This window comes from Leptospira saintgironsiae (assembly GCF_002811765.1).
Lineage (GTDB): Bacteria > Spirochaetota > Leptospiria > Leptospirales > Leptospiraceae > Leptospira_B > Leptospira_B saintgironsiae.
In genome coordinates this window covers 47,885-68,389 of the sequence record NZ_NPDR01000008.1, presented here as the reverse complement: position 1 = coordinate 68,389, position 20,505 = coordinate 47,885, and the positions used below count along the sequence as shown (strand labels likewise).

At 39.0% G+C, this 20,505-nt stretch carries 21 protein-coding genes; 8 read left to right on the top strand and 13 right to left on the bottom strand.

The features are described from left to right. The first annotated feature begins 4 nt into the window (after positions 1–4). On the top strand, positions 5–403 hold the full coding sequence (locus tag CH362_RS16080) for a MerR family transcriptional regulator (protein WP_100711344.1): 399 nt from the start codon (positions 5–7) through the stop codon (positions 401–403). A gap of 9 nt (positions 404–412) precedes the next feature. After that, positions 413–1,333: a DMT family transporter gene (locus CH362_RS16075; protein ID WP_100711343.1), complete on the top strand. Its 921-nt coding sequence runs from the start codon at positions 413–415 to the stop codon at positions 1,331–1,333. A 300-nt stretch (positions 1,334–1,633) separates the two neighbouring features. Here CH362_RS16075 and CH362_RS16070 read toward each other — a convergent pair whose 3' ends face one another. Beyond that, positions 1,634–1,945, bottom strand: a complete 312-nt coding sequence (locus CH362_RS16070) for a hypothetical protein (RefSeq protein WP_100711342.1) — start codon at positions 1,943–1,945, stop codon at positions 1,634–1,636. Between the two features lie 150 nt (positions 1,946–2,095). On the opposite strand from CH362_RS16070, the gene CH362_RS16065 reads away from it, so the two are divergent. Beyond that, complete coding sequence (locus tag CH362_RS16065) at positions 2,096–2,272, top strand: YegP family protein (RefSeq protein ID WP_100711341.1); 177 nt, start codon at positions 2,096–2,098, stop codon at positions 2,270–2,272. A 10-nt stretch (positions 2,273–2,282) separates the two neighbouring features. On the opposite strand, the gene CH362_RS16060 is transcribed toward CH362_RS16065, so the two are convergent. The 4 genes from CH362_RS16060 to CH362_RS16045 form a co-directional block, all read right to left on the bottom strand. Then, a complete protein-coding gene (locus CH362_RS16060) occupies positions 2,283–3,206 on the bottom strand; it encodes a helix-turn-helix domain-containing protein (protein ID WP_100711340.1) in 924 nt (307 codons plus the stop codon). Between the two features lie 90 nt (positions 3,207–3,296). Beyond that, positions 3,297–4,307 carry an aldo/keto reductase gene (locus tag CH362_RS16055; RefSeq protein WP_100711339.1) on the bottom strand — a complete coding sequence of 337 codons (1,011 nt, stop codon included), beginning with the start codon at positions 4,305–4,307 and terminating at the stop codon, positions 3,297–3,299. Between the two features lie 127 nt (positions 4,308–4,434). Continuing rightward, complete coding sequence (locus CH362_RS16050) at positions 4,435–5,277, bottom strand: SDR family NAD(P)-dependent oxidoreductase (RefSeq protein ID WP_100711338.1); 843 nt, start codon at positions 5,275–5,277, stop codon at positions 4,435–4,437. 29 nt (positions 5,278–5,306) lie between these two features. After that, entirely contained in the window at positions 5,307–6,758 is a 1,452-nt protein-coding gene (locus tag CH362_RS16045; RefSeq protein WP_100711337.1) for a flavin-containing monooxygenase, read from the bottom strand. A gap of 257 nt (positions 6,759–7,015) precedes the next feature. Between CH362_RS16045 and CH362_RS16040 the strand changes: the two genes are divergently transcribed. Both CH362_RS16040 and CH362_RS16035 read left to right on the top strand, forming a co-directional pair. Next, complete coding sequence (locus tag CH362_RS16040; protein WP_100711403.1) at positions 7,016–7,336, top strand: DUF1330 domain-containing protein; 321 nt, start codon at positions 7,016–7,018, stop codon at positions 7,334–7,336. Positions 7,337–7,524: 188 nt separating this feature from the next. Beyond that, positions 7,525–8,220, top strand: coding sequence for a FecR family protein (locus CH362_RS16035; RefSeq protein WP_100711336.1), 696 nt, complete (start codon positions 7,525–7,527; stop codon positions 8,218–8,220). Here CH362_RS16035 and CH362_RS16030 read toward each other — a convergent pair whose 3' ends face one another. Further along, positions 8,221–9,069 carry a tetratricopeptide repeat protein gene (locus CH362_RS16030; RefSeq protein WP_100711335.1) on the bottom strand — a complete coding sequence of 283 codons (849 nt, stop codon included), beginning with the start codon at positions 9,067–9,069 and terminating at the stop codon, positions 8,221–8,223. Between the two features lie 114 nt (positions 9,070–9,183). On the opposite strand from CH362_RS16030, the gene CH362_RS16025 reads away from it, so the two are divergent. Continuing rightward, the gene (locus CH362_RS16025; RefSeq protein ID WP_100711334.1) at positions 9,184–9,363 is read left to right on the top strand and encodes a hypothetical protein; all 180 of its coding nucleotides are present in this window, start codon (positions 9,184–9,186) and stop codon (positions 9,361–9,363) included. Positions 9,364–9,432: 69 nt separating this feature from the next. Here the strand turns inward: CH362_RS16025 and CH362_RS16020 are convergent, their stop codons facing one another. The 7 genes from CH362_RS16020 to CH362_RS15990 form a co-directional block, all read right to left on the bottom strand. After that, a complete protein-coding gene (locus CH362_RS16020; RefSeq protein WP_100711333.1) occupies positions 9,433–10,257 on the bottom strand; it encodes a crotonase/enoyl-CoA hydratase family protein in 825 nt (274 codons plus the stop codon). Positions 10,258–10,300: 43 nt separating this feature from the next. Then, positions 10,301–11,677 (bottom strand): histidine kinase dimerization/phosphoacceptor domain -containing protein, encoded by a 1,377-nt coding sequence (locus tag CH362_RS16015; protein ID WP_100711332.1) that lies wholly within the window; start codon positions 11,675–11,677, stop codon positions 10,301–10,303. A 307-nt stretch (positions 11,678–11,984) separates the two neighbouring features. After that, on the bottom strand, positions 11,985–13,070 hold the full coding sequence (locus CH362_RS16010; RefSeq protein WP_100711331.1) for an alpha/beta hydrolase: 1,086 nt from the start codon (positions 13,068–13,070) through the stop codon (positions 11,985–11,987). 7 nt (positions 13,071–13,077) lie between these two features. Further along, complete coding sequence (locus CH362_RS16005) at positions 13,078–14,199, bottom strand: peptidoglycan DD-metalloendopeptidase family protein (protein ID WP_100711330.1); 1,122 nt, start codon at positions 14,197–14,199, stop codon at positions 13,078–13,080. A gap of 92 nt (positions 14,200–14,291) precedes the next feature. Further along, positions 14,292–14,702 carry a bactofilin family protein gene (locus CH362_RS16000; protein ID WP_086446969.1) on the bottom strand — a complete coding sequence of 137 codons (411 nt, stop codon included), beginning with the start codon at positions 14,700–14,702 and terminating at the stop codon, positions 14,292–14,294. Between the two features lie 73 nt (positions 14,703–14,775). Next, the gene (locus CH362_RS15995; RefSeq protein WP_100711329.1) at positions 14,776–17,250 is read right to left on the bottom strand and encodes a penicillin-binding protein 1A; all 2,475 of its coding nucleotides are present in this window, start codon (positions 17,248–17,250) and stop codon (positions 14,776–14,778) included. Between the two features lie 20 nt (positions 17,251–17,270). Further along, on the bottom strand, positions 17,271–18,338 hold the full coding sequence (locus CH362_RS15990; protein ID WP_100711328.1) for a zinc dependent phospholipase C family protein: 1,068 nt from the start codon (positions 18,336–18,338) through the stop codon (positions 17,271–17,273). Positions 18,339–18,415: 77 nt separating this feature from the next. Between CH362_RS15990 and CH362_RS15985 the strand changes: the two genes are divergently transcribed. Together CH362_RS15985 and CH362_RS15980 are read left to right on the top strand one after the other, a co-directional pair. After that, entirely contained in the window at positions 18,416–19,687 is a 1,272-nt protein-coding gene (locus CH362_RS15985; protein WP_100711327.1) for a diaminopimelate decarboxylase, read from the top strand. Further along, positions 19,662–20,372, top strand: coding sequence for an IspD/TarI family cytidylyltransferase (locus tag CH362_RS15980; RefSeq protein ID WP_100711326.1), 711 nt, complete (start codon positions 19,662–19,664; stop codon positions 20,370–20,372). Before CH362_RS15985 ends, CH362_RS15980 begins: the two co-directional genes overlap by 26 nt. Positions 20,373–20,505: the final 133 nt, after the last annotated feature.

Genomic DNA, 20,505 nt, shown 5'->3' with positions numbered 1-20,505 from the left:
CAGAATGAGTAAGTCTCTAAGTATTTCAGAAATTTCAGAGATCACGAATTTCAGTCCTTATACACTCCGTTATTACGAGAAGATTGGAATTTTACGCAAACCTGAAAGAATGTACGGAAAAGATCGGAAATATTCTGAAAAGGAGATCCGCCATCTTAAGGGAATCAGAACTTTAAAAGAGATGAATATGTCTTTGGAAGATATCAAGGAATTCTTCATAGAAGGATGTATCCTAGATAAAGTAGAAAGCGGAGAAAATTTCAAACCTCCTTTAAATAAAAGGATACGAATATTAGAGACTCATCTTCAAAAACTGGAACAAAAGAAAAAGGATCTAGAATCAATGATCCGACTTACCAAGACAAAATTAAAAGAATATGAAAATCTTTTAAAAACAGAATAGGAATTCAAAATGCAATCTATCAAACCGTATCTTTCTTTAATATTCTTTGCTCTCATTACAGGAACTACATTTCATGTGGCAAAAGAAGCACTCACTTACTTCTCACCAAGCCTGGCTGGAGCGCTTCGTTTCGTATTCGCAACCTTCTTCTTATTTTTGTTCGTATTCATTACGAATAGAAAATTATTAAAGGTAGATAGAAGAACCTTACTAGTATTTGTTTCGCTTGGAATCATCGGAGTTTTTGGATTTAATTTTTTCTTCTTTATTGGAATGAAGAAGGCTTCTCCTATGAACGCAGCAATCGTAATTGCTGCTAGTCCTGCGATTGCTATCTTTCTCTCTTACTTTATGTTAAAAACTAAGATCAAGTTTCAACATTATCTAGGAACTTTGATCTCTTTTCTGGGTGTTATACTTGTCATTTCTGATGGAAGTATGGATGCTCTTCTAAACGCGTTTCATGGAGAAGGGATATTATTTATTCTGATGGCGGCTACTTGTTGGAGCTTTTACTCTGTAGGAATGAAAAAGTATATTCCGGGAGTTTCTACTATTCAAACAACTGCATATACCGCGTTATTCGGTACTCTTACATTGTTTGTTTTAACTTTGATCAATGGAGACTGGAATACTGAATTTACGACCATACCTAATTCAGCTTGGTTCGCGATCCTGTATATGGCCGGTTTAAGTACATTCTTAGGATATCTTTGTTGGAATTACGGAATCCAAGCAGTGGGCCCTGATAAGGCAGTTATATTTGGAAACTTGATCCCTGTAATTGCAATGTTAACTTCTTGGGTTTTGGGGGAAGCTCCCAATATCTATGATCTTGGCGGAGCATTCCTTGTGATATTTGGTATTTTTATAGTAAATGCAAAGTTACAATTATCGAAGTTGGGTCAAAGAGTCGAAGTCTCTGAATAAGACCTTGAAATAATTCGTTGTTACTAACGAAGAAATTTTCATTTAAACGTTAGTCATACTATTGATATAGAGAATCTCTATTTTGCTTGGACAGGTAAAACGGTAAGTTTTTCAACCAATTTGATCGGATGCTCTATGCGTCAGACTTCCGATGGAAGTTATGCAAATCTTAAAATTGGCGATTTCAGTGATAATATTTCGGATGCAAATATCTTTATTACAAAGCGGTTCGATCATTTTTATGAAGATGTTGATTATCAAATGAAATATCCCGAATCGCCTAAAAAGTAAAACGAATCTTTATTGAGGATGTAGTGTCGGAATGTAGTTATTAATTTCTTTATTACATTTTTCGTATTCATTTCGATACTCTACGCAGTCTGGAAAGAAAAGATTGAAGAAACCTAAAGCTTCCTCTCTTTGTTCTGGAGTTGAGGATGGATCGTTGTAAGTCAAAATTTGACCTACAGAGATCATGCAACTATCATTGCCTAATGAACCGATATTATTTTTGAGTTTATAATGGCATGCAGTCCTTTCGTTCGTAGGAACTGCAAAACAATTGGTTCCAAGTAGAAGTGTCGTAATAGCACAGGGAATAAAACGTTTCATTTTGTCTTCTGGGCATTTAGACCCTATTGTTGATTCTGGTAAAGTAAAGAATCAAACTTGCCTCAACCGTTTTAATGGGCAAAATTCCAAAAATAAATTGACTGTCTCTTTTACGTTGCACTATATTTCTTCCACCAATCGGAGGTTCAAATGTCTGCAAAATTCGTAATTTATCAGGATGCTAAAGGAGAATACAGATTTAGATTAAAAGCTGCAAATGGAGAGATTATTGCGACTGGAGAAGGTTATACTTCTAAACAAGCATGTAAAGATGGGATTGAGTCCGTTAAGAAAAATGCACCAAGTGCTTCGGTTGAAGAGGAGTAATGTAGTATTGCTATTCGAATGAATTCCGAAACTCCATTGGAGAAAGTTTCGTCTTCGTTTTAAATAATCTACTGAAATACTGAGGATATTCGAATCCGAGTTGTAGCGAAATTTCGTTTACAGATAGGGAAGTTGTAGATAGTTTTTCTTTCGCTTTTTCTATAATCCAATTGTGGATATGTTGTTGAGTGTTATAGCCAGTAAGATTGCGTAACATATCGCTCAGGTAATTCGGAGAGACGCTCAACTGGAATGATATGTATTTTACGGTCGGGATCCCTAATTCTGAAAATTTAGAAGATATATAATATTCTTCTAATATTTTTTCCAAACTGAATAAGAGATCTTGGTTCATATTTTTGCGGGTGATAAACTGTCTATTGTAGAATCGATTTGCGTATTGGATCAATAACTCTATCTGCGAAACTATGAGATCTTGGCTATACGAGTCTATCGAAGTGAGATATTCGTCCTGGATGTTATTCATAATGGAATCGATTATGGACTCTTCCTTTTCGGAAAGGTGTAATGCCTCATTCACTTCATAAGAGAAGAAACCGTAACTTTTGATCCTTCTTGCGATATCGTAATTTCTGATTAAGTCGGTATGGAATATCAGATACCAGCCCGAAAGTTCTGAAATATCTATATCATCTTCGAAGGAAAAAATTTGTTTGGGTGAACTAAATCCCATGATTCCTTCCCTGAAATCTAAACTTTGTCTTCCATATTTAATAGACCCTTTTATGTTTCTTTTTATAGAGATGGTGTAAAAATCATACATGAATCTATTTTCTGTCATAAAGGATTTCATTTTGGAATTGGTGCCCTTTAGTTGAGTGATACTAATTAGGGGATGTGCGGGTTTAGGATATCCGAATATCTCGTGAAATTCCGACACAGAGTTGATTGTGACTAAATTTTTAGAACTCATCTTTATTTTGACCGTTTGGAAAATTGAGTTCTCCCGATTATTCTTAAACTTTTGCTTAAAAAAATCGGGAGCTAATGTACAATTAAAATCTTATTGATTTACTATGGACATTCCGTTGTCGTCATATCGGTTCCCGGTAGATAATTCTATTGGAACGATAGATTCTAATTTTTCCAATTCTTCCTTACTAAGAGAGATATTTGCGGCTTTGATATTCTCTTCTAAATATTTAATCCTTTTGGTCCCGGGGATAGAGATTATATTTTTAGATGCAACCCAAGCTAAAGCCAATTGAGAAGAAGAAATTCCTTTTTGAGTCGCAAGTTTTTCGATCTCTTTCACAAGTTCTATGTTTTTGTAAAACTGATCTCCCTGGAATCGAGGTATGTTCTTTCTAAAATCGTTTTCTTCAAAATCTTCAGGAGTCTTGATCTGTCCGGTCAAAAATCCTCTTCCTAAAGGAGAATATGCCACTAACCCGATTCCAAGTTCTTCTAAAGTATTCAAAATTCCTAATCTTTCTATATCTCTTTCGAAAAGGGAATACTCGGATTGAACTGCAGAAAGTGGGTGAATTTTATTTGCTTTTCGGATCGTTTCCGAACCTACTTCCGAAAGCCCGATATATTTCACTTTTCCTTCTTTCACGAGATCGGACATCGCTCCCACTGTTTCTTCGATCGGTGTATTTGGATCTAAACGGTGAAGGTAATAAAGATCGATATAATCCGTTCCTAAATTTTTTAAGGAACGTTCGATCGCCTTTCTGACGTATTCAGGGCGACCGTTGATCTTCCAAGTGAGTTGTTCCTGATCATCAATTTCAAATCCGAACTTGGTAGCAATAATGTACTTATTTCGGTTTCCTCGGATCGCTTTCGCTACTAGCCTTTCATTTTTCAAAGGCCCGTAGAGATCTGCGGTATCTAAAAAATTGACACCTAATTCTAACGCGCGATGAATTGTCGCTATTGATTCTGACTCATCACTCGGGCCGTAAATATTTGCACCAGCGATTTGGGTCATACCCATACAGCCAAGTCCTTCGATTGGAACGATAAGTCCTTGGTTTCCTAGTTTGGTTTTCCTAATATTGTTCATACTTTAAGTATGACCTAAAAATTAGAAAAACAGCGAATGAATTTAGGTTTTATAAAGTATACAAATCCACTTTATTTATAAACAAAATGAAGTTGGGATTTAGAGCCGGTTTCCCAGCTCTTAAGTTCTACTTGGCCATTCTTCCCATAAGTGCCTTAGTAATGATCTTAGGATAAGAACTTGGGAAAATTCTCTGCATCAAATCTAAGAAAACCGCATCTGGTCCGATGAGTACTCTGCGAGAATTTTTCTTTACACCTTTTAAGATCACTTTTGCTGCACGTTCTGCAGTGGTTATAAACTGAGCAGACATTTTTTCTCCAGCAGTGTTTGGATCTAAGCCGAGCGCTTTCACGCTATCATTTGTTTTGGAACTTTTTGCAATTGCTGTTTTGATCCCGCCTGGATGGACGCTCGTGGCAGAAACTTTTGCCTTGGTAAAATCCAATTCTTGTCTTAAGGTCTCTGTAAATCCTCTAACTGCAAATTTGGATGCGTTATATGCAGAAGTTCCCGGAACTGCGATGATCCCGAATACACTGGAAGTATTGATGATATGGCCTTCTCCGCTTTCTTTTAGATAGGGTAGAAATGCTTGGGTTCCGTTTACCACTCCACCAAAATTGATATCCATCACTCTTTGAAAATCTTTGGATTCAAAACCTTCTATCGTGGAGCCGTAAGCTATACCTGCATTATTGAATATTAAATTTACCTTATTATGATCTTTGGCTACTTTAGAGGCCCAATCAAAAACTGCAGACCGATCTGATACATCTAGTTTTTGGCTGGTAATCGATACGTTAGGATTCTTCTTCTTTACTAATTGGACTGTTTCAGCAAGGCCAGCCTCATTTACGTCTGATAATGCAAGATTGCATTCTTGTTCTGCAAGCTGGATAGCAAGTTCTCTCCCCATTCCGGAGCCTGCTCCGGTGATAGCAGCGACTTTATTTTTAAAACTTTTCATTTGGTTTTTCTTCTTCCTATTTTAATTATTTATCCGAACGACAAATTAGAGTCGTTCACGTTGGCGAAATTTATATCGAATAGATCCATTAGGTAATTCTGATGGAACCTCCAGGGACGATTTGCTCCTCTTTGAGGGAATTGTTCTATCGCTCTCTGGATATATCCTGAATTTAGATCGAGTATCGGCTCCTTCTCCATTTTTGAAGGATCACAAACGGGCACACATTGTTTGTAACCTTTTGCTTCCATATGATTAAGAAGTCTTGCAACATATGTGGAAGTTAAGTCAGCTCTTAATGTCCAAGATGCATTTGTATAACCTACGCAGAATGCAAAATTAGGAACTCCACTCAACATTAGCCCTTTGAAAGTAAATTGTTTAGAAATGTCTATTATTTCACCGTCTACTTTCAATTGGATCCCGCCGATCGCGAGTAATTCCAATCCTGTTGCAGTGACTATGATATCTGCTTCTAATTCTTTTCCGGATTTTAATTTAATTCCGTTGGAGGTGAAAGTTTCAATATGGTCTGTGACTATCGAAGCTTTTCCTTTAGAGATTGATTTGAAAAGATCAGAGTCAGGAACTAAACAAACTCTTTGGTCCCAAGGTTGGTAATTCGGTTTGAAATGAGTATCTATATCGTAACCTTTAGGAAGAGATACTTTTAATCTCAATCTGATTAACCATTTCGCAAAGTTAGGAGATCTTTTACAAACTTGGTAAAACCAGATTTGGATCAGAATGTTTTTGATCCGAGTGATATGATGAGCCAGCTTCGCAGGCAGAATGAATCTCAGAAAATCTGCAACTATATCTTTGGACGGAAGACTCGTAATATAGGTCGGTGATCTTTGTAACATTGTAACGTGAGAAGCATCGTTCGCCATAGATGGAACTAATGTAACCGCAGTGGCACCACTTCCTATCACCACGACTTTTTTACCTTTGTAGTTTAAGTTCTCTGGCCAATGTTGTGGATGAATGATCTGGCCCTTAAAGTTCTTTGCTCCAGGAAAATTTGGAGTAAATCCTTTATCATAATTATAATAACCACTGCAGATATACAGAAAGTCCGCAGTGTATGTGCGCTTTTCTTTTTTGGGTCCAACTTCTACATTCAATGTCCAAAAGTTTTCCTTACTGGACCAAGAAGTTGATGTTACTCTATGCTCGAATCTGATATTACGATCTATTCCAAATTCGGATGCTGTCTCTCTCACATAATTTAGGATAGAAGGTCCGTCGGCGATTGCCTTCGCTTCTTTCCATGGCCTAAAAGAATAGCCTAAGGTGAACATATCTGAATCTGAACGAATTCCCGGATAACGAAACAAACTCCAGGTCCCGCCGATATCTGCTCTGCTTTCTAAGATTGTGTATTTTTTGCCCGGGCAAAGTTTTTGAAGATGATAACCTGCACTGATCCCTGATAAACCTGCGCCTACAGTGATCACGTCGAAATGTTCTTTTTGCATTTTTTCCTCGGTGGATATATTCTATCGATCCCATTAAAAGAACCGATTACATCCCTCTTGTCTGAGGAGGATTTTGCACTAAAACCGAGTAAGATTCGACTGATCTTATAATATCGCCCTCAAAAATTCGTTCAAGATCATAAGAATATACGGATTTTCACTAGTTTACATCTCAAAGTAATCCCGAAAATGCTTGCTTCCTTTCCTATTTGTCGGAAGAAAACCGAATAGAAAAATCTAAGAAGGCGGAGAAGTTCATGAAGTATTATTCTGTAGCAGAATTGAATATTACCAGCGCTCGTTGGATCCCAGCATATGTTCGTAACGTAACCAAGATGGTGGAAAAATTCGGAGGAAGATATCTTTCTAGAACCACAAATATGGAGAAAATAGAAGGGGAGAGAAAACTTCCTCAACTATTCTTGATCATTGAATGGCCTTCAAGAGAAGCAATGCAGACTTTCTTTCATTCGGAAGAATACAAACCGTATTTAGAAAGTAGGCTAAAAGGTTCCAATGGAGAGTTCGTTTTGGTTCCTGGAGAGGACGTGAACCAGCTTGCGAATGTTCCTGAATGATTGGATCTTTATTCAAACCAAAGAAAGTATAAAACGGAAAGTCCCAGCTCCTAAGAAAACTTCTAAGAAAAAATAGGCGCTCGTAAGACTTTTATTCGTCCTCTTCTTCGTTTAGAATAATTAAAACTTTATCTTCTATACTAAAAATCGATTTACTTCCTTTAAAAGAAGCTCCAAGATCGACCGCTATGAAAATATTATCAGTTCTATTTCTTCTAAGTTTAATAAGTGTTTTGTTTTCTTGCGGCAAAAAGGAAGCAGATATAAATAAAGCAGTAATCACATTTGTTGTTGGGAATGTTACCTTGGAAAGAGGTTCCGAAAAATCCAAGGCAGATATTGGTAAAGAGATCCAAAATGGTGATGTATTGGTTACTGACGAAGGTGCCACTGCAACCATCGCATTTGGAGAGAATACTTCCTTGTTGGAGGTCCAATCCGGTTCCAGATTCCGCTTCGATGATATCAAATCAGACAAAAAGTTTTTCCAAGAGAAGGGAAGATCCTGGCTTCTCTCCAATAAACTCGCAAAAGGTGAGGGATTAAGTTTAGGAACTCCAACAACCACTGCGGGTGTAAGAGGGACCAAGTTTTATACAACTGTAGTAGAGGATGTGACTCTTATCTGCCATTGCCAAGGTAAAGTAGAGTTAGAAAATTCTTCAGACCATTCTAAGATGATCCCTACATCCGATTATCTCACTGTTACAAAAGGAACAAAAACAATTGTGATCGACAAGGATGACCTATTGAAAATTGGAATACCTTATGTTCATAATCATAGTGAAATGGATAATTCTCCGCTCGGAGAAAAAAATAATATGAAGTTAGAGGATTTCTTGAAGATCCAAGATCTTGCAAAGAAAAAATTAGAGGCGAAGTGATTAGGCCTCGTCTATTTCAACATTCTCTAATGTATCAAAAAATCCGGTCTGCAGAAGTGGACCGAAATCTACCATATCTTCTGCGGAAAGTTTAAGACCATTTTCCATGGAGTAGGCCTGTAGCAAAGATGCACAGGCCAAGTGGCTTTCTTGCAACTGGGCGTGGGCCCTCGCTTTTACAACGAGTATGTCCGCGTCCGATTCTCCAAAATATTTGATGTATAAATCTATAAACTTAAGTGCGTTTTTATGATCCGAAACTTTCAGATAACACTGAGCGATCATATCATAATGCAGGAATGTTTCTTCTTCGTCCATTCGCATGGCAGTTTTTAAGGAAGCTAAGGCCGAGTTATAATCTCCTCTCTGATAATACAAATATCCAAGCTCCGACCAAATATCTTTTCGTTTGATACCTCTTCCTCTGGAAAGTTTTTCCTGGGATAAGGCCTGCTTTAATACTTGGATTGCCTCGTTGGATCTATCTGTATCTTTTAATAAACTCGCAAGAGTTAGGTATAATTCTAACTGGTCTGGAAATATCTCAATTGCTGTGGTGAGAATCTTTTTAGCAGATTTAAAATTGTGAACCTTAATGAGATAATTCGCATAATATAGTCTGCTTTCCGGATGAGTGGAAAAGCGATCCTGTAATTCCTGAAAAAGATTCAGAGTTTCTCTGGTATTTCCAATATAATATTGGCACCAGGCCTGACGGTTTTTCACCTTCACTACAGTTTTGGGATTTTGGGTAAAATTCAGGGATTCCTTGTATAGGTTAAACGCCTTAGTAAATTCTCTCTGCCTTTCCCGATGGATGGCGCTTATGATCAGTTCCCTAAAACCCACGACTGGGACAGGCTAAAAAAATTCCTAAAATAATCAAGTTTTCCACAGATCAACCGATGATTGAAACGGGGGCAAAGGAAAGAAAAAATCCCCAGTTCAAACGAGGTAAAGAAAATGGAAATCGGTAGCCAAACCAGCCAATCTCTCATGATCGAAAGAATCGCCAATCTGCCTAGGGAAATATTCCAGGCTCAATCAGATATGAATTCTAAACTTTTGAAGCTGAACGTAGAGGCTCAAGTGCAAGCCCAGGCTTCTGAGGGTAAATCCAGACTTTTGGATCTTTACGTTTAATTAGGATGTAGGAATTCCACAAGTGTATTCATTTCGTTTGTAGGAGTTCCCACATCCACAGTCACTAGATTAGTTTTTATTATATTCAGGCCTTTTTCTGTCTTTAAAGGCTTTCATCGCTTCTCTAAAATCTCTGGAATCCATAAAGCTGGAATTCCAAACCGCGACATAGTTCAAACCAACAGCTAAAGGTTTTCCTTCGGAGTAGTTCATTACTTCCTTAGTACCTTCTACCACTATTCTTGGATTTGCTGCGATCTCGGAAGCGGTTGCTATTGCACCTTCCAAAAGTTGATCCTGGTCTTTGAACAATTTAGAGACAAGTCCCATTCTGAGAGCTTCTTCTCCGTCAATGTCCTTTCCAGTGTAGGCGAGTTCTCTTGTGTTTCCTTGGCCAATGATAGAAGGGAGCCTGTTGATAGAGCCCATGTCGGCTACGATGGCTACTTTTGCTTCTCTTAAAGAGATGCTTGCATCATAAGTTGCATAACGAATATCACAGGCAGAGATGAGATCAAGTCCACCACCAATACAATGTTTTTGGACTGCGGCAACAGAAGGTTTAGGAGAATCATAAACTGCGTTGATCCCTTTCTGCATTCTTAGGATCAGCTCGTAGAATTTTTTACGATCATCTCCATATGTACCTTGTACTACAGATCCAAATTCTTGGAAGAATGAGTCCAGGTCCAAACCTGTTGAGAATGATTTGCCTCTTGCTGCAACTACGAAGGATCTGATTTTTTGATTGGAGTTAATTTCGTGTACGACATCGGGAAGGTCTCTCCAGAAACTCCAGTTCATCGCGTTTCTTTTGTCGGGACGGTTTAAGAAGACGATAGCTACTCCGTCTTCTCTCTCGACGATTTCAAAGAATTCAAAGTTTGTCTTCATCGGGATCAGAGTTATCCGATTCAGCCGACGAGTAAAACGTTTTTTAGGTCTCGTGTTTTACCGGGAAGCTTAAGGTGACCTTACAGCCGTTTTCGTTCTCTAAACTTAGCTTTCCCCTTAGAAGTTTTACGAAAGAATCTACCAAAGAAAGTCCTAAAGAGCCTGAATTGCGTGTTTGGGCCAATATATCCTCAGACAGACCGACTCCATCATCTTTGACTTCTAAGAAATATCGTTCGTCATTCAAACTAAAACGGATCAATATAGAACCACTTTCTCTACCTTTGAATCCATGTTTGAATGAGTTGGTTAAAAGTTCGTTAATGATCAATGCACAGTTCATTCCCATCTCGCTTGGGATCTTTGGAGTTTGGATATCCAACACTAGTTTGAACTTAGAACGATCTACTTTATATACTTCGAATAGAAGGTCAGTAAGTTTACGAACATACAGATCAAAACTGATGGAAGATAGATCATGATTTTCATAAAGCACTTCGTGCAGAAGTGCCACTGCTTGTATCCTATGCTGACTGTCCTTGAAAATATCCAAGGTTTCCTGGTCTTTTAGGTTGGAAGCGTTCATGCTTAGCAGGGAAGAAATAACAGTTAAATTGTTTTTGATCCTATGATGGATCTCTTTCAGATAAGATTGATTGGTATTATCCGATTCTCCCAAACGAAGAACAGTGATCGAGCCACTGGATTTTCCTTCTGTATTTAAGATAGGGGAGATCTGGATAGAAACTGAAGTTTTATTTCCAATACTATCGACAGCGAATATTCCATTTTTCTCAATCGTTTGGTTAGAAGACAATACATCCGAAAGTGGAAGAGTATAAGAAGAAAAATTTGAATCTTCTAATTTTAGGATCTTTGTTAAGGAAAGTCCTATAGATTCTGCATAACTAAGACCAGCGATCTTTTCTGCCACTGGATTACAGAATAATACCAAGCCGTTTTCGTCTGTGGTGATAATTCCTGACTCCATTTGGTTCAGAGTGGATTTTAAGGATTCTTCGTTTTTGCGGTTTCTATGTTCCAGCTCATTTTTATACAAAGCAACTTCGATAGAAGAGCGAAGTTGGTCTGACTCGAATGGTTTGACTATATAACCGAGAGGCTGGGTCCTTTTGGCTCTATTAAGAGTGTTCTCGTCCGCGTATGCTGTAAGATAAATAACGGGAGTTTGGAATCTGTTTCGGAGAAGTTCTGCAGTTTGGATCCCGTCCAGATTCCCTTCTATATTGATATCCATTAGGACCAGATCGGGATGATTCTCTTCTGCCTTTTGGATGGCCTCCTCTCCGGAGGAAGTGATGCCCACTAGATCGTAACCTAATTTTTTAAGTTTCTGGCCCAAGTTAACTGCGACTATGATCTCATCTTCTACAACTAGGATCTTAGGTTTTGTGAGCATACTTCTAATCTACGAATAAAACTGATTGTTTCAACCATATAAATGAAAAATGATGAATGAAAATTTCTACGGAAATATGGGCCAAAAATTAATAGCGATCCTTGCAAGTAAAATCGAATATAAGTGAGATTTTTGTAAGGATTACTTATTACCTTGTAATCTTTTTTGAAACAACCATTAGGATATAAAAATATCCCTAATCCTTTCGGACTAAAACCGGCAATTTTTTGATATATCGTCTAACGTGCGTTACTAAGCAGATTCCCCGTCCCTGGGACAGGTGGATCGATTCTGGGTTTAGAAGGATTTAATTTCGGAGAATGTAGTTTTCGTTTCCGTAGGACTTACGGATGAACAGTCTCTTCTCCGCCCCTAAGCCCAAAAACAGTTGGTATAGATCGGTCAGGATTGGGCGAGAAGAATAATATCCGTGACCCAATGACAATAAGGAGGCGTCGATCGGGTTTACATTTACCACATCCACACCAGGAAATTTGGAACAGGCGCCTAATCTTCCTGTCTGGTGGATTTGGGCAGAAGCAAATAATGCAGAGTCTCCGGGAGAACAGTATAATGTGATCCTTTCCGAAGATTTTAGCAAACTATCTAAGATGAGTATGAACTCACCTGTATCATAATCTGGAGCATTCAATACCAATTCCTTTAGAAAAGGTTTGTCTCCCCATTCTTTAGAAAGTTCTGAAACTGAATTTAGGACCACTTGATGACCCATAGAATGTACCAACAAATGGATCTTCTTATTGGTCGCGGCCATTCTTTTCAGGAAATATTTGAATGAATCTCTACTGCTTCTTGCAGAGATTAAGTTTTTTTCGTAAGTGTTTTTCAGGAAGAAGGTCCCAAGCATAGAACCATCTCCTCCTGCTGGCCAAGTATACAGAGCTACCTTACCAGGAAATTTCAGATCATATTTAAGTTGAGCCGCTCTTAAAATAGCTTCTTCGAAGTTAACATTAAATCCGTGAACAAATACGATCACTTCTTCGAAAGGATCTTCTTCTATTCTTTTCCACCAAAGTTTTTCTTGTTCTTCTTTGGTTTTCCCTTGGATAGCAACTCTATGTTCTAAAAATTGAAATGATTTCTCTTTATTTCCCAGGCCAAAGGGGAGTGAGCCAATCTCTCTGTCTGCAGGAACATTTATCAAACAGGAACCGGATTGTGTTCCCATATTCCCGAAATTCAGAAAATAAGAATTAGAACAGGCGACTTGTGTTCCTGGATTAACTGCTCTGGAAGTATTAAAAAATACTTCGATTCCATAAGTGGAAGAATATTGGGAATTGGTCCTTTTTTCCAGATGTTCGGAAACAGAAGGGCCGCAGCCTGATATAAGAACAAAACTAAGAGTAAAAAGGAAAGATCGAAACATCATAATCTTAATGGTTCGGTTTAGAGCCCCTTTTGTAGCTGAGGCCTTTTAGATATTTTCCAGGGTTTACTGATTTCCCTTTTTGAATAACTTCGAAATGTAAGTGAGGTCCGAAGCAGTAACCAGTACATCCTGAGGTTGCGATCTTTTTCCCTGCGACCACATAATCCCCACGTTTTACATTCAGTCTGGAATTGTGAGCGTACAATGTTTTGAAGTCGTCGTTATGTTCGATCACGATTGCGTTTCCGTAACCGCCCATCCATCCGGAGAAAACAACCTTACCGTTACGTGCAGCCATGACTGCTTCGTAGTTTGCCTTCAAGTCCAGTGCTTCATGGAATTTATGTTGAGGGAAGGTTCTCCATCCATAATTGGATGTGACCACATGAGAAGTAACAGGCACCACCCATTTAGGTGCAGGATCCGGGATCACAGCTCCTGGAAGAAAAACTTTTTGGCCAGGACGAAGAATGTCCAGATCATCCAGTTTATTCTCTTCTAAAATTTCATCCAGGTTTACTTTGTAAAGAGAAGCTACCTTAGCAACAGTATCTCCCGCTTTGAATTTATATAATAGACCTTGTTTATTCGGGATCTGTAATATTTGTCCCGGATATAAAGTATCTTCTAAATTGATATTAGAGGAACCTGCGATAGATTCCATGGAGACCTTATAGCGAGTTGCGATCTCTGAAAGTGTTTCGTTTCTTTTAACTTTGTAGGTAACAACTTTAAGTTGTTTCTTTTTGTCAGAAGCACTTTTGATCTCATTTGCCATCAAGATGGTGAGTTTTGCTTTTTCCGATTCTTCTAAGAATTTTTCGTCACCTTTTTTGGCTTTTAGATCTTCTGAATCGTTTTCCGTCACTTCTGTAGATGCAGATTCCATAGAAGCGTTAGATGGGCTCATCCAAATTCCTAAGAATAGTACCATAAAAATGACTGATGCTACAAGAGGGATAACACGGAACTTGCGTCTTCTGAAATCCAGGTTCCCGTGGTATAGGTTTCCTCTGAAATAAAAGGAATAATGGAAATGGAAAGCGCCCAGGTAGATCAGGGTGAAATTATCTGTCCGGAGGATTTCCTTTCCTGCGGTCAATTGCCTGGGCTTCTTGAAGATCATACTATCAGTATCGGTCGATCGGGCGGAGAACCACCCGAGTTTTTGATTTGAACAAATCTAAGGGGTGGGAAAAAGAACTCGGGGTTTAAGAGTTATTCTTCCTTTCCGTTGTCCAGGGTCCTTGTGCCGCCAAAAGATTCTTCTACGATCTTTTTAACGTCTTTCTTTTGGCCTCCGGTTACGGTGATATTTCCTTTCGCTACCACACCTTTTGCCAGGGAAAGAGCGGGAGCGATAATATCCCCTAAGAGACGTCCAGTTTCTTCCAAGCGGACTTCTGATTCCGCCTTAATATTTCCGATCAAGGTTCCTGCTACGATCACTTCTCTTGCAGAAATGTTTGTTCGAACCTTACCGGTTTCTCCAATAAATAATGCGTCGTCGGTTTTAATTTCCCCTTCGAATTTTCCGTCGATACGTAGGGAACCAGCGATATAGAATTTGCCCTCAAATATGGAACCTGGGCCGATTACGCTGTTATTATTATCCTTACCGATGGCCATCTGTTACTCCTGACTGCTGATTCATCTATTTGGTGGGCGGTTCTGAAATCGACAACTCTTTTTGTATTAGAACTTACCGGATTACGTCCTCGTCACCTTCAAAGAGATTCGGTTTTTTCTTTTTGGTCGTTCCCGGGTCTGTGGTGTGGGTCGGAGTTGGATCCGGTTCACTCATTCCTCTATGGTCTTCGCAGACTTCTTTCGGAACTGTGTCTTTGTCGAATACTTCTTCTTCTGTTTGGTAGCAATGAGACCCTGGAAGTTTTCCGGAGATAGAACAGATGGTCCTGCGCACAATTTTTGCGTCTCCGAAATCGAATGATTTAGATTTTTCTTTAACAAGTGCGTTTGCCATAAATCTTCCCCAGATTGGAGCGGCTACAACGGCACCCGACATTCCGCGACCGAGTGAAAGTGTTCCTGTATCATATCCCACCCAAACGACCGCTACAAGTTCAGGAGTGTAACCTGCGAACCATGCATCTCTAAAATTATTTGTGGTTCCAGTTTTTCCTGCGGCAGGACGAGTGAGTCCATGAGATCTGGCTCCGGTTCCTGTTCCTTTTTTGATCACGTCTTCCATCATAGAAGTGATGACGTAACTAGTTTCAGGCGAGAGTAATCTTTTTCTTTCTTTGGATTCGAATTCTTTTCTGAAATCTTTGATTAGATTTCCTTGTTCGTCTTCTACATATAAAACGCTGAGAGGGAATACTTGTTTTCCTCCGGAAGCAAATACTGCATAAGATCTTGCGAGTTCATAAGGAGAAACTTCAAAACTTCCGAGTGCAATGGAAAAATCTCTTGGAAGATTTCTATTCTCTACTTGTAAAAGTTTTTCGAGTCTTGGTAGAAGATTATTTAAACCTGTATGTTCTAATAATCGAACAGCAACACTATTTCTGGAAAGTTCGAGTGCTTCTCTCAAACGGATGAATCCGGAATATTCTCCTGAATAATTGCTTGGGTTCCATTCATCTCCGTCTTCCAAAACATATTGAAGCGGAGAATCATCAAATAGAGAAGCAGCTGTGACATTTTTCTTATCATCCGGATGTTCATGATAAAATTCCATCGCAGATGCATATACTAATGGTTTGAATGCAGAGCCTGGTTGTCTATATGCTTGGAATGCACGGATCTGTTGGTTATCAGATCTAAATCCAGAACCTCCTACCATTGCGGTGATATGGCCTGTGTCTGGACGAATGGAAATTAACGCTCCTTCTACAGGAAGTAGATGGTCTTCTGTTGCTTGGGTTCTATAATTCCAGTCGATTGCTTCTCCCAACATCTCAGTGCCCGAGATCAAATTTAAAACAGATAAATCATCTCTGAATTCTTCCTGCCAGGCTCTATTAAATGTTCTGTAAGAACGAGAGATCTTAAATTTGAATTCAGGAAGATCGTGAAGTTCAGCTAAAAGTTTATAGGTAGAGCCGTAGGAATCTTCGAAAGAATCAATTTTGGTGAAAGCCCTTTGGTTGGATAATTGGGTCTGTTGTTTTAGGCCTGCGACAAGCGCCTTTTCTGCCTGGGCTTGGTGCTGTATATTTAGGGTGGTATAGATCTTTAAACCGCCCTCATAGATCTGTTGAGAAGGTATATAACGGGCCAGATTCTTACGCACATATTCCGTAAAATAAGGGAATTTGTTAAGACGATCGGAGAATGCAGAATCGTTAGGAGAACGATTTAAGGTTATATAATATTCCGAGAATGCTTCAAACTCTCTTTCAGCGGTTTCCACATCCAGGATCCCGTTCTCAACCAGCTTTTTGAATACAACTCTTACCTTAGAAGCAGATGTATTCGGATTTACCAAAGGAGAAAATTCTTTGGGTCTTGTGGTCAAACTTGCGAGAAGTGCAGCTTCTCCCCAGCTTAGGTCTTTGATATCTTTTCTGAAATAGAATTTTGCAGCAGCGCCTACGCCAATTGTTCCGTGGCCGAGTGGGATCTCATTTAAATAGATCCCGATTAAAGTTTTCTTATCGAATACTAATTCTAAGAGTAATGCGAGCCAAGCCTCTCTTGCTTTACGCAAAAAAGATCTCTCTGTATTTAAAAATTTTAATCTCGCAACCTGTTGAGTGATTGTAGAGGCACCTTCTTTTACTTTTCCTGCAAGAAGGTTTACCATAGTAGCTCTGAAAATCCCTCGAAGATCTAAACCTTTATGAGATCTGAAATTATTATCTTCAGTAGAAACAAAACAACGAATGACCTTATTATCATCCCAGCCGCCAGGAAGATCTTCGTCAGTGATTACTACTCTGGAAAATCTATAAAACTCTGCAATAGGTTCGTATTTACCTTCTGTATTGAGCCCGAAAAGTAGAGAAGGTTTTTCATAACGATCCGCCTTAGGGACCTGCCAAATATCTTTGATAGAGAATACGAATAGAAATCCGTTTAGAAAGATAAGTCCCAAAACAAGATACAAAAGTTTACGAACAGGATCAGAAGAATCCAAACGGGATTGGACCCTGTCTCTAAAAAGTACTACGAAATATCTTGTGAAAAAATCTACGGGTTCGTGTTTCATTTGGTTTTATTTCTGATTTCTTATAAAGGCGAAAATTGACGCATCTTATCTATGCCGTGGAACCTAAGTCCGGTATCTAGATTATACCCTTGGTATTCTTTGATCATGGAAGAACGAGAAGTTTTGTCGTGAACATAACCCCAAGCATTTGTAACTGCATCTTTTGCGGCTTCACAAGCTCTGTTGATAAGTTCTACGAAAGAATCATTACGAATTAAATTTGGGTCCGCAGGATAAGACCATTCTCTTTTTTCTTCGTTCATGATCCTTTTATCTATATGTTCCTTTAGTGGAAGCATTAGAACGGAAGAATTAACTTTATGCAAAGTGATCTTATCTAAAAAGCTAAGTGCTGCTCTTACTATTTTACTTCTGGAATCCAAGTATCTATGGAAATACAAATAACCTAGGAAAGATTCGTTTAGAATATCTCCGGGGATGATCTTTTCTTCGGAGCCAATATATTTCTCTTTAAACTCTTTCGGGAAGGTTGCCTTTAAACTTTTTAACCAAAAGTTCCAAAGCATAGGGTCCATTTTTTTCTGCCCATCTTTCCCTTTGAAGATCACATCCACATGTTGTACAAAATCATATGCTTTAGGAGTCATTCCCCATCTGAAATCTAGAAGCCAAGAGTCCAAAGCGAACTCTACTCTCATATGATTGTATTGAGCCTTGGAGCTGATCTCTTTATCAGCGTTATAATAATCTCCGGAAATAAAAAAGATATAAGGATGAGTGATGATATCCACAGCGCAGTGGATGATATAACCTAAAGTGAATGCTAAGAAACGATCTCTATAAATTCCTTCTTCAACAGTAAGGACCCCGTCCAAAAAGTTCAGGATTAGTTCCAAAACGTTTTCGTGATGACTTAGGTCTCCCCAAGGAAGTGCCTTTTTGGTCCGAACAGGAGAAAGAACATGATAAAAATAAAAAATATCGGGAGCGATCGCGCCAATATTGGCAAACTTACGAGTACCTTCTTCTCTTAAAAGTTTTGCGATCTTTCTTTGTTCTGCAGTTCCGTGATCCAGATGTTTGCAGACTTGGGAAAGAGCTTCGAGATGAGTGATTTTGCCTGCCATATCGGAATTTTGCCTTTGAAAAAACCCGGACCGCTCTAAAAGATGGCCTAGAACTATCTAGAAAACCCTCTAACCCTATGCAATCAATAGAAAATCTTAAATTTTTGACCCCCGAAGAAGCTAGAAAAATCGCAACAAATTTCGGGACCCCACTTTTTGTGTACTCTCGCAAAGGAATTGAAAAAAGTTGCGATGACGCACTTGCCTTTCCTAACGCTTTCGGCCTTACTGTTCGATTTGCAATGAAAGCAAATCCAGGCAGAACAGTTCTGGAAATATTAAAGAAGAAGGGCATACATATAGATGCATCCTCTGAACACGAAGTGAAGCGTGCGATACTCGCAGGATTCAAACCTTCTGATATTCTACTAACTTCCCAACAATTGGCAAAATCCTTAAAGGATTTGATCCCACAAGGAGTTCAGTTCAACGCATGTTCTCTCAGGCAGCTGGAAGAATTTGGAAAAAACTTCCCAGGAAAAGAAGTAAGCGTTCGTTTTAATCCAGGTTTAGGTTCCGGAGCTACAAAGAAGACAGATGTAGGAGGTAAAACATCCTCCTTCGGTATCTGGCATGAAGAGATCGGAAAAGTAAAAGAGATCGTTTCTAAATACGGACTTAAACTGGTTCGAGTTCATACTCATATAGGTTCAGGTTCCGATCCGGAAGTTTGGAAGGCAGTTGCACATTATACCTTAGAGATCGCAGCGCAATTCCCTGATTGTAGGACTGTGAATTTGGGCGGAGGTTTCAAGGTAGGAAGAATGATCGGTGAAAAAACAACCGATCCTCAAAGTATTGGAAAACCAGTCAAAGAGCTCTTTGAAAATTATGCCAAAGAAAAGGGCATCCAACTCAAAATGGAAATAGAACCTGGCTCCTTCTTAATGGTGAATAACGGAGCAATCCTCACTCAGGTAGATGATATTGTCTATACTGGAGATGGTGGGTATACTTTCGTAAAACTGGATATGGGAATGGATGTGAATACAAGACCTGCTCTATACGCTGCAAAACATCCATTAATAGTCATTCCCCAAAAGGAAAACTCCGACCAAAAGACAGGTGACTTTGTATACGTAGGACATTGTTGCGAAAGTGGAGACTTGATCACTCAGGAAGAAGGAGGTGGCCCTCAACTTAGGACCACGCATACTCCTGAGATCGGAGACTTGGTTGTGATGGAAGGAGCAGGAGCTTACTGTTCTTCTATGTCTACAAAGAACTATAATTCTTATCCGGAAACATCTGAAGTATTGATCGATACAGACGGAACAACCAAACTTGTAAGACAAAGACAAACTCTGGAACAAATCCTAGAAAATGAACTCCTGGTTTCCCTCGGGTAATATTTATTTACTACTTCTTTCGGGAGGAACAGGCTCCCGAATGAAGTCAGATATTCCGAAACAATTTTTAGAATTAAACGGAAAATCAATCTTACTCCATAGTCTGGAAACTTTTATAGACTGGGGAAAAACCAAAAGTATAATCCTCGTATCTCACAAAGATTATATTATAGACTCCGAAACACTTTGTTCTTCCTTACTTAGAGAAAGAGATAGAATTGTAGAAGGTGGAGACACTCGACACGGATCCACATTAGCTGGGATATCAAGTATTCAATTTTCTGCAAATGATATCATTTTAATCCACGATGCTGCGAGACCTTTCGTTTCTCCGGACGATCTGGACAGATTATCCAGTGCAACAGAAGAATTTGGAGTGGCCACACTTGCTTCTAAAAATCATGAAACAGTTTTAGAAGAAGAGAAAGACAGTATCAAGTTTTTAAACAGAGAGAAGATCTGGTTTATGAAAACTCCACAAGGAATTCGTGGAGACATCCTGAAAAAGATCATGGAAAAACCGTCTACTATCGAACCGACGGACCTATGCACCTGGGCTCAAAGTCATGGGATAAGTTCCAAACTGGTAGAATCTAATCCATACAATCTCAAGATTACAGAAAAGTCCGACCTTGCCTTAGCAGAGGCGATTTTACCTTTGTTTCAAAGCTTTCAGAAGGACTAGGCCGCGCCCTTCGGGCCAGGCTCTCACCTCCGGTCAAAAAATCGTATCCACGATTTTTTGACCCCGGCTCGATCCTTCGCGGTTTGTGGGTGAAGAATGGATCTTTGAAATTTAGTTCAATAGTATTAATGAT

What these genes read in the sequence shown, in the direction of transcription:
- CH362_RS16080 (WP_100711344.1), top strand. Translation starts at nt 5, where the DNA reads ATGAGTAAGTCTCTAAGTATTTCAGAAATTTCAGAGATCACGAATTTC.
- CH362_RS16075 (WP_100711343.1), top strand. Translation starts at nt 413, where the DNA reads ATGCAATCTATCAAACCGTATCTTTCTTTAATATTCTTTGCTCTCATT.
- CH362_RS16070 (WP_100711342.1), bottom strand. Translation starts at nt 1,945, where the DNA reads ATGAAACGTTTTATTCCCTGTGCTATTACGACACTTCTACTTGGAACC.
- CH362_RS16065 (WP_100711341.1), top strand. Translation starts at nt 2,096, where the DNA reads ATGTCTGCAAAATTCGTAATTTATCAGGATGCTAAAGGAGAATACAGA.
- CH362_RS16060 (WP_100711340.1), bottom strand. Translation starts at nt 3,206, where the DNA reads ATGAGTTCTAAAAATTTAGTCACAATCAACTCTGTGTCGGAATTTCAC.
- CH362_RS16055 (WP_100711339.1), bottom strand. Translation starts at nt 4,307, where the DNA reads ATGAACAATATTAGGAAAACCAAACTAGGAAACCAAGGACTTATCGTT.
- CH362_RS16050 (WP_100711338.1), bottom strand. Translation starts at nt 5,277, where the DNA reads ATGAAAAGTTTTAAAAATAAAGTCGCTGCTATCACCGGAGCAGGCTCC.
- CH362_RS16045 (WP_100711337.1), bottom strand. Translation starts at nt 6,758, where the DNA reads ATGCAAAAAGAACATTTCGACGTGATCACTGTAGGCGCAGGTTTATCA.
- CH362_RS16040 (WP_100711403.1), top strand. Translation starts at nt 7,016, where the DNA reads ATGAAGTATTATTCTGTAGCAGAATTGAATATTACCAGCGCTCGTTGG.
- CH362_RS16035 (WP_100711336.1), top strand. Translation starts at nt 7,525, where the DNA reads ATGAAAATATTATCAGTTCTATTTCTTCTAAGTTTAATAAGTGTTTTG.
- CH362_RS16025 (WP_100711334.1), top strand. Translation starts at nt 9,184, where the DNA reads ATGGAAATCGGTAGCCAAACCAGCCAATCTCTCATGATCGAAAGAATC.
- CH362_RS16020 (WP_100711333.1), bottom strand. Translation starts at nt 10,257, where the DNA reads ATGAAGACAAACTTTGAATTCTTTGAAATCGTCGAGAGAGAAGACGGA.
- CH362_RS16015 (WP_100711332.1), bottom strand. Translation starts at nt 11,677, where the DNA reads ATGCTCACAAAACCTAAGATCCTAGTTGTAGAAGATGAGATCATAGTC.
- CH362_RS16010 (WP_100711331.1), bottom strand. Translation starts at nt 13,070, where the DNA reads ATGTTTCGATCTTTCCTTTTTACTCTTAGTTTTGTTCTTATATCAGGC.
- CH362_RS16005 (WP_100711330.1), bottom strand. Translation starts at nt 14,199, where the DNA reads ATGATCTTCAAGAAGCCCAGGCAATTGACCGCAGGAAAGGAAATCCTC.
- CH362_RS16000 (WP_086446969.1), bottom strand. Translation starts at nt 14,702, where the DNA reads ATGGCCATCGGTAAGGATAATAATAACAGCGTAATCGGCCCAGGTTCC.
- CH362_RS15995 (WP_100711329.1), bottom strand. Translation starts at nt 17,250, where the DNA reads ATGAAACACGAACCCGTAGATTTTTTCACAAGATATTTCGTAGTACTT.
- CH362_RS15990 (WP_100711328.1), bottom strand. Translation starts at nt 18,338, where the DNA reads ATGGCAGGCAAAATCACTCATCTCGAAGCTCTTTCCCAAGTCTGCAAA.
- CH362_RS15985 (WP_100711327.1), top strand. Translation starts at nt 18,416, where the DNA reads ATGCAATCAATAGAAAATCTTAAATTTTTGACCCCCGAAGAAGCTAGA.
- CH362_RS15980 (WP_100711326.1), top strand. Translation starts at nt 19,662, where the DNA reads ATGAACTCCTGGTTTCCCTCGGGTAATATTTATTTACTACTTCTTTCG.